At 68.9% G+C, this 7451-nt stretch carries 9 protein-coding genes and 2 pseudogenes; 2 read left to right on the forward strand and 9 right to left on the reverse strand.

The annotated features are described in order from the left end of the window. Window positions 1-86 precede the first annotated feature (86 nt). Window positions 87-842, forward strand: a complete 756-nt coding sequence (locus tag AB0915_RS37305) for a hypothetical protein (protein ID WP_366695588.1) — start codon at window positions 87-89, stop codon at window positions 840-842. 135 nt (window positions 843-977) lie between these two features. Here AB0915_RS37305 and AB0915_RS37310 read toward each other — a convergent pair whose 3' ends face one another. The 5 genes from AB0915_RS37310 to AB0915_RS37330 all read right to left on the reverse strand — a co-directional run bounded on the left by AB0915_RS37310 (window position 978) and on the right by AB0915_RS37330 (window position 5277). Then, complete coding sequence (locus tag AB0915_RS37310; protein WP_366695590.1) at window positions 978-1157, reverse strand: hypothetical protein; 180 nt, start codon at window positions 1155-1157, stop codon at window positions 978-980. 114 nt (window positions 1158-1271) lie between these two features. Beyond that, window positions 1272-2036: a hypothetical protein gene (locus tag AB0915_RS37315; RefSeq protein ID WP_366695604.1), complete on the reverse strand. Its 765-nt coding sequence runs from the start codon at window positions 2034-2036 to the stop codon at window positions 1272-1274. A 143-nt stretch (window positions 2037-2179) separates the two neighbouring features. Continuing rightward, window positions 2180-4027 carry an asparagine synthase (glutamine-hydrolyzing) gene (asnB, locus tag AB0915_RS37320; protein WP_366695592.1) on the reverse strand — a complete coding sequence of 616 codons (1848 nt, stop codon included), beginning with the start codon at window positions 4025-4027 and terminating at the stop codon, window positions 2180-2182. 156 nt (window positions 4028-4183) lie between these two features. Continuing rightward, window positions 4184-4330, reverse strand: a complete 147-nt coding sequence (locus tag AB0915_RS37325; protein WP_366695594.1) for a hypothetical protein — start codon at window positions 4328-4330, stop codon at window positions 4184-4186. Next, complete coding sequence (locus AB0915_RS37330; RefSeq protein WP_366695600.1) at window positions 4327-5277, reverse strand: DUF2398 family protein; 951 nt, start codon at window positions 5275-5277, stop codon at window positions 4327-4329. Before AB0915_RS37330 ends, AB0915_RS37325 begins: the two co-directional genes overlap by 4 nt. A gap of 134 nt (window positions 5278-5411) precedes the next feature. Here AB0915_RS37330 and AB0915_RS37335 point away from each other — a divergent pair, with 134 nt between their 5' ends. Further along, window positions 5412-5669: a hypothetical protein gene (locus AB0915_RS37335; RefSeq protein ID WP_366695596.1), complete on the forward strand. Its 258-nt coding sequence runs from the start codon at window positions 5412-5414 to the stop codon at window positions 5667-5669. A gap of 202 nt (window positions 5670-5871) precedes the next feature. Here AB0915_RS37335 and AB0915_RS37340 read toward each other — a convergent pair whose 3' ends face one another. The 4 genes and pseudogenes from AB0915_RS37340 to AB0915_RS37355 form a co-directional block, all read right to left on the reverse strand. Further along, window positions 5872-6579, reverse strand: coding sequence for an SDR family oxidoreductase (locus AB0915_RS37340; protein ID WP_366695602.1), 708 nt, complete (start codon window positions 6577-6579; stop codon window positions 5872-5874). A 186-nt stretch (window positions 6580-6765) separates the two neighbouring features. After that, window positions 6766-6858, reverse strand: a pseudogene (locus AB0915_RS37345) (transposase family protein); the annotation flags it as partial. A 49-nt stretch (window positions 6859-6907) separates the two neighbouring features. Next, a pseudogene (locus tag AB0915_RS37350) lies at window positions 6908-7042 on the reverse strand (helix-turn-helix transcriptional regulator); the annotation flags it as partial. 56 nt (window positions 7043-7098) lie between these two features. Continuing rightward, window positions 7099-7451, reverse strand: a 353-nt coding sequence (locus AB0915_RS37355; RefSeq protein ID WP_366695598.1) for a hypothetical protein, incomplete at its 5' end; no start/stop codon positions are given.

Below are 7451 nucleotides of genomic sequence, written 5' to 3' on the forward strand. Positions count from 1 at the left end.
CCCTCCGCCACACCGGCCGCGACTACTACCGGCCCCTACGAGCCCTCGGTCTCACCTGACGAACCCAGACAGATCTCGATCATGCAATGCCCCTGATCCGTGTCCTCCCTGACGCGCAGACTTACGCCACTCCGCAGGTGATCACTCACGGCTCCAATCTGTTCGAGGTATTCCACACCGGAACAGACGGATACGTTTACGAGCAACCTGTATGGGTCGACCCGGACACCCAGGAACCTCTGCTCATCGGATCCTGGAGGCGGATCCCTCAGGGCGTGCGGACGAGAAACGATCGATCCGTCTCGATAGCGGTGCTGCCCAACCTCGATTTGTTCATGGCATACCAGAGCGCTACCGACAATCAGCTTTACGGCGCATATTACGGCGGTACGGCCTCTGGCTGGTGGGCACCCCGGCCGATCACTGGAGCGACGAGCACGTCTTCGCCTTCGGTGGCCTACAGTCCGAGGGCGGAGGCAATCGTCGTCGTCTACCGTGGCGCCACCACGAACCTCGTGTACCTCACGCGTCAGACCTACGGCGACAACACTGGTTCTTGGACGCCGAGTGTGACCGTGGGCACCGCGACGACAGACGCGCCGCCCGCTGTGGCGTTCGCATCCGACGGCTTCGGACAGGTCGCCATTCGCGCTCTTCGCGACCACCGGATTCAATTGGCTCCCATCAACGAACGGGGGGCGACCGCAGCGTTCGCCAATGCCATCGGCGATATCATCGCCGCGTACGGTCCCTTCCTCGCGGCGCTGGGAACCGCGATCTACATACATGCCACAAACGACGCCTTCTTCGACGTGTTCTACAAGCGGACGAGATCCGTCTGACCTCGATCACTCACAAGGGCCCGTCAGCTCGGCGGATTCCACGGGTCGTTGCAGTACACGGTCATGTTGATCAGGCCATGAGCGGTTAGTGCAGGCGCTCGGCTGGGGTGTCCCAGCCGAGCGTTTCGCGTGCCGTCACCGGCTCCAACTCGGCAGCCATAACCGGATCGTCGGCCTCCCGCTCTGCTCGGCCTCGACGAACTGCCCGATCACCACCTCGGCGGCCTCCAGCCGGGCCACCTCGGCATCGATCTCGGCGAGCTCTTCGCGCAGCCGCTCGGCGCGGCCGGCCAGCACCACCCGCCGTTCCATCACCTATACCAGTACATCCGCCACCAGCAGCCCCCTCCCGCCCGGCTCTCTTCGGAGCCGACGAGGCGCCCGGAGCCCGACACCGCGATTCCGACGCAGAGGTCACACGACGGACGATCACCTACTGCCGATCACGCCCACGACCGGCGCGAGTACCCCATCGGCAACCCGGGAGTGATGGGTGTTGGTCCGCAGCCGCGCCGGGTTCGTGAGTACCGGGGTCAGATGCCGTCGCCGGGTCGGCCGACGGTCGCGTGGCGTGAGGATCGTGTGCGGTTCTGGACTGCGACCGGTGAACGGTAGAGCGGAGCCGACGGCCACAGCTCGAGCGGGACAGCCGGCGATTGCCACAGTGGTACCGCCGAGGGGGGCGCCGCCGGTGGCGTCGTACAGGCAGCGCTCTCCGTGGTGCTCGACAATGAGCAGTTCGACCGTCGGACTGCGCACCTCGGAGTCAGTCAGGAGGCGGACGCGGCGCAGGGTGGCCGAGAGCTCCGGAACGATCGGCGACAGATAGCCGATGCGGTCGTCCTGGGCCCGCGCGCTGCCCGGCTGATCGACAGAACGTTCCGTCTGGTTCATGGCTGCACGCCAGTTGGACTCCGTCGTGGCAACGAGAACGACGCGGGCGCCTGCGATGGTCAATGCGATGCCGTGTTCCTCGGCAGACCAAAGCAAAGGCGCTCCCGTAGGGACAGTGCGCAGGACTGCTGCTCTCCAGCGGGGGAGCTGCCGCGGCGCCACACGGACCAGGATCCCGTGGGGCTGCGGGCTCACCATGATGATCCCGAACGGACCGCCGGTCAGCGTCGGCCGGTGGAGACCGTACTCGGAGAGCAGGGGATCGAGCAGGAGCGCCTCGCCTGTGGCCTGGACCTCCACCGCAGTGGGGATCAGGGTGTCTTCCTGGCACTCTTCGCCGGCCAGCCGGTAGGGCTCACCCGTGGCCCACCGGCGAAGATCAATTACAAGGGGCGGCGCGACGGCGGAGCGGGCCGCCGCGCGCCCTGCCGACGGCGGCCCGCTCAGCCGAGGATCACCTCCGGCTCGTACATGTCCAGCCACACGGCGAGGTCCAGGGTGCGTTCCAGGCCACGGCGTGACGCCGAGGTGATCCGCGGTGCGTCGTGGTCGGCCACCCGTTGCAGCCGGGCGCGGTCGACCAGGTCGAAGACCCGGTGGTCCGGGCGCGCGAGCAGGCCGTGGGCGTACTCCTGGAGAGCCACGGCGTACTTCGGGTCCTGGGTCGACGGATAGGGGCTCTTGGTCCGCTCGTACACCGACCGGGGAAGCAGATCCGCGGTGGCCTCGCGCAGCAGGCTCTTCTCCCTGCCGTCGAAGGACTTCAGGGCCCAGGGGGTGTTGTAGACGTACTCGACGAGCCGGTGGTCGCAGAACGGCACCCGGACCTCCAGGCCGACCGCCATGCTCGCGCGGTCCTTGCGGTCCAGCAGGATGCGTACGAACCGGGTCAGGTGGAGGTGGCAGATCCTGCGCATGCGGTACTCAAAATCGCTCTCGCCGGTGAGCCGTTCGATGCCGGCGACGGCGGATTCGTAGCTGTCGCGGATATACGTCTCCAGGCCGAGGGCCTGGTTCACGTCGTCGCGGAGCATGCCCGCGTCCTCGCCGAAGTGCTCGGCGAACCGGACCAGCCAGGGGAAGGTGTCGGCGCTGCGGGCCTCCTCGTCGAAGAACTGGAGGTAGCCGCCGAAGACCTCGTCGGCCGACTCACCGGACAGCGCGACGGTCGAGTGTTCGCGGATGGCCCGGAAGAGCAGATAGAGCGAGGAGTCCATGTCACCGAGGCCCATGGGGATGTCCCGGGCCCGGATCATCCGGGCGCGTACGTCCGGGTCGGCGAGGGTGTTCGGGTCGAGGATGATGTCCCGGTGGATGGTGCCCGCCTGCCGGGCCACGTCGTGCACGAACGGGGTGTCGGGGGTGGTGCGCAGTTCGTCGGCGACGAAGTTCTCGGTCCGTCCGACGAAGTCGACGGCGAAGGTACGGACCTTCTCGCCGCTCTTGGCGAGCTGCTGGGCGGCGAGCAGGGTGACCGCGGACGAGTCGAGGCCACCGGAGAGCAGGATGCAGCGGGGTACGTCGGAGACCAGCTGGCGGCGCACGATGTCGTCGAGCATCGACCGTACGGTTGCGATCGAGGTGTCCCGGTCGTCGGTGTGCGGACGGGTCACCAGCTGCCAGTAGACGTGTCGGCGCAGGCCGCCGCGGTCCACGGTGACGACCGTGCCGGGCTCCACCTCGTAGATGCCGTCCCATACGGCGTGGCCGGGGTTCTTGACGAGGGTGAAGAGCTCCCGGAGCCCGTCGAGGGTTACCCGGGGCCGGGCCAGCGGGTTGGCCAGGATGGCCTTGGGTTCGGAGCCGAAGAGCACTCCGTCGGGCGTCGGCCAGTAGTAGAAGGGCTTGACGCCCATCCGGTCGCGGATCATGACGAGCTTGTCGTGGCGGCTGTCCCAGAGGGCGAAGGCGTACATGCCGTTGAGCCGTTCGGCGACGGACTCGCCCCACTCCAGATAGCCGTGCAGCACGACCTCGGTGTCCGAGTCGGTGACGAATGTGTGCCCGCGGGCGGTCAACTCGGTACGGAGTTCGGTGAAGTTGTACGCCTCGCCGGAGTAGACGAGGGCGACGTCCCCGTCGGGCGTGCCGACGGACATGGGCTGACGTCCGCCGGGCAGGTCGATGATCGCGAGCCGGCGGTGTCCGAGCCCCGCGTGATCGGCGATCCAGGTCCCCCGGTCGTCGGGGCCCCGGCAGGCCATGGTCTCCGTCATCGCGTCCAGCGTCGCGACGCCCGCGGCTGCCCGCAGGTCGTGGTCGAAGGAGACCCAGCCGACGATGCCACACATACGCGTCCTCCCGATTCGGTCCCGGCCGGGAGAGCGGTCGACGCACGGTGCCGCCCCATGGGCGGCATGCCGAGGGCGAGGGCCCCGCAGAACCAGTTGTATCTAGCAGCTATATATCGAGCCTGTGCCTGCGATTGCGGACGGTCAACATGGTCGTTACCCGGGTGGACTGGGCCCGCGCAGCAGAAGCCGGTCGGACTGGCAGACCAGGACTTCCCGGAGGTAGTGCCACACGTTCTCCACCCCGGCACCGGTCAGGTGCCAGCGTTCCTCCCAGCGGGCGGGGGGTCCCATCAGGGTCATCGCGCTGTCTCCATAACGTGGTGGGCATTTGTGTCTTGGCCCGGCTCGTGCGCCACGACGGTCCAACGGGCCACAGCCGGTGACAGCCACCACTGGTCCTCGTGGCCGCCGACCACCCGCAGCAGACCGGGCGGCTCCAGCAACGCTCTGACATGCTCGGCCAGGCGGGAGGGATCGGAGCGGTATTCACCGGCCCAGCCGGCGTATTGGGCGGCAAGCTCGCCCAAGCGGCCCACAACCTTCCCTGCCCCGGCGCCGTACCAGCCCGGTCCCGGGGCCATGGCTGCGTCACGGCCGCCTACCTGCGTGAGGTGGTCGATGAGAAGCAAAGCGGCGTGCACGACCGTTCCCCCGCGCCGGCGATGGGGAAAGACGAACGGCCCCAGTTCCCGCTCGCCCGCATACCTGTTCGCCGGCATGACAAAAGCGGCACCTTCCGCGCGCCGCTCCAAGACCAGCCCGAACGCCTCCGAAGCGGCTGCGCCCTCGCGAGGCAGCCGGTCGCTGAACCACTGCCGTTCATCGTCGGACAGATCGCAGGTGTGCACCACGGCCTGGTCGGCGAGCATCCCGCACATCCGCACCGACAGGTCCTCGGGGCGTTCCAGTCCGGCCAGCCACTGTCCTGGGCCCGTAGCGGGGTCGGTGCTCCACTGCCCGCACTCGTCCAGCGGCACACCGCGCGGCACGACGTGGAGCAGCCGGACATGGTGCACCCGCAGCAGCACCGGGGGGTCCTCCCGATCCAGCAGTGCCTCGATGTGCCCTTCGAGCTCTTGCAGTAACCCCCGCTCGCGCAGCATGCCCAAGGCAGCCACCAGCGCGCGCAGTTCAGTCGGCGACTGAGTGACGGCAATATTGGCCTCCGCGGCTGCGGCGCGCGCCGCAGCCACTACCTGGCCCAGCCCCAGCCGGGGCCTGAGGCCTTCCAGAGCCGCAACGGTCAGCCAGAACCAGGTCCCGCCGCTGAGGCTCCACCGGGCACCGGAGCGGCCGCGAGGCCAGCCGGCTTGTGCACCCGCACCAGATCAGGCTCCACGGTCAAGGACCAGCCCACCCGGGCAAGTGCCCGGCGCAGACCATGAGCGTGCCGGTGCACCGCATCGAGCGCCAGGTCCGCCGGGCTCTCGGGGGCGACCAGAAGATGCCGGGCTTCTATCCCGGCAACCAGATGGTCCGCCCCACCGGCCGCATGATCCTCTACCAACTCTCCGGCCTACGGCTGCGGGTCGGTCATGCCACGGACCCGCCCACCCTCGTCATCAGCCGCGGCGTCCAGCTCCATCTCCTCGACCTCCTCGGCCTGGAACCAACACATCCCCGCTGGCCAGACACCTGAACGAACTACCCTCGAAGTACGGAACCAGAGCAATGCGCCGGGCCGGAAGCCGGTGGGAGGAGGATGCCCGCACCGAAGGCGTTGGCGCGGTTGCCGGTCATGACAGCTTCGGGCAGGCACCGAAAACGGTGGTGTCTGCGAGCGTGGGGTCCTGCTGGCTGAGCCGGTCCAGCACGGTGAGCGGCAGCCGGGGAGGAGCCGCCTACCAGGCCAGTGGTTCGCCGTCCCGGAAGAAGCCGCCGGTGGGGCCGGAGTCGGGCAGGGTGGCAGCCCAGACGACACTGGCGGCGCCCTGCTCGACGGGTCCGCCGCCCGGGCCGCCCATGTCGGTGGCGATCCAGCCCGGGCAGACGGCGTTGACCAGGATCCGCTCGGCGCGTAGTTCATCAGCGAGCTTGCGGGTGAGGGCGTTGAGGGCCGCCTTTGAGACCCCGTAGGCGGGGGTTCCGCCGGACATGAGTTCCAGCGACCCGGACTCGCTGGAGACGTTCACCAGGCGCGGGTGGGCTGAGCGGCGCAGCAGCGGCAAGAACGCCTGCGCGGTCCGCCAGGCGCCGAAGAGGTTGGTCTCCAGGGTGCGGCGGACCTCGTCGAGGTCGGCGGAGGCAGCGCGCCGGCCGGTGTCGTAGTTGATGGCGGCATTGTTGACGAGGACGTCGAGGCGCCCGAACTCCGCCTCCACACTGCGGGCGAGGGCACGGACACCGTCGGCGTCGGTCACGTCCAGTCGGTGCGGCAGCAGCGCGCCGGGCACTTGAGGGGACAGGTCGGCGACGGCTTGTTCGGCGTCCTGCGGACTGCGGGCGCACAGCAGGACGGTGTGGCCGAGCGCGGCGAGCTGACGCGCGGTCTCCCAGCCGATTCCCCGGTTAGCGCCCGTGACCAGGGATACCGGCGCGGCGGTGCTCATGTTCTCTCCTCGGTGCGGACGATCTGGACCCGAGCAGCACACTAGGTTGTCGCTCTGCGTGCACAGATCAGGCCCGAGTCGCAGGCGGGCCGCGGCCTTGGACGTAGTCCTCAGGGTCCATCGCGCCCGCCGACCGTCGGTTTGGCCCGCTGCGCGACATCCGCCTTGACACGGACTCGCCGCCCGGAACCGGCGGACCTCCAGTTCGACCCGGACCTCGCGTCCGCCGCACGGCAGATCCTGTGGGTGACGCCGGTACCGGTCGTGCACCCGCGTCGACGCCGTCCCGCAGCCAGTCCGGCCAGCCGTACAACTCGAGGTCACGGATGGGGACGTCGAATGCCTCGGCGATGAGGATCCGGGTGTCCGCATTCGGTTGCTTGATGCCGCGCTCGTAGCGGCTGATGGCCGTTTTGTCGGCGCCAGAGCGGAGCCCGTGCCTGTGAGCCGGGTGAGGTGACACGGCCCCTCCAGCACTCCTCTACGTGCCGAGATCACGAAGGGACTGCCATGCCCTCATCACATACTTCTCCGGGTGTTCCGCGCTCGCGGAGCGGAATCACCGGGCAGCTGCTTGGTAGAACCACGGGGCGTGTCCGCCCGCCTCGCATCCTGGTCGACGGCCTGGACCTGTCCGGCAAGACGACCTTGGTCGACGCCCTGCTGGTCATGCTCGGCGAGCGGGGCGTGCCGGCCCTGCGCCACCGGGGCATGAGGGGGTTCGCCCGCCGCTTCAACTCCGCTCTCCTGCACCACCTCGGCCGCCGCCATCGCACCCGACGACCTGGCAGTCCTGCGGCACGGTGCGATGCCGGCCGTGTTCGACGGGATTCGCGCCCCGTCCACCCTGGGCACGTTCCTGCGCTCGTTCA

The organism is Streptomyces sp. NPDC048411 (assembly GCF_040704695.1).
Lineage (GTDB): Bacteria > Actinomycetota > Actinomycetes > Streptomycetales > Streptomycetaceae > Streptomyces.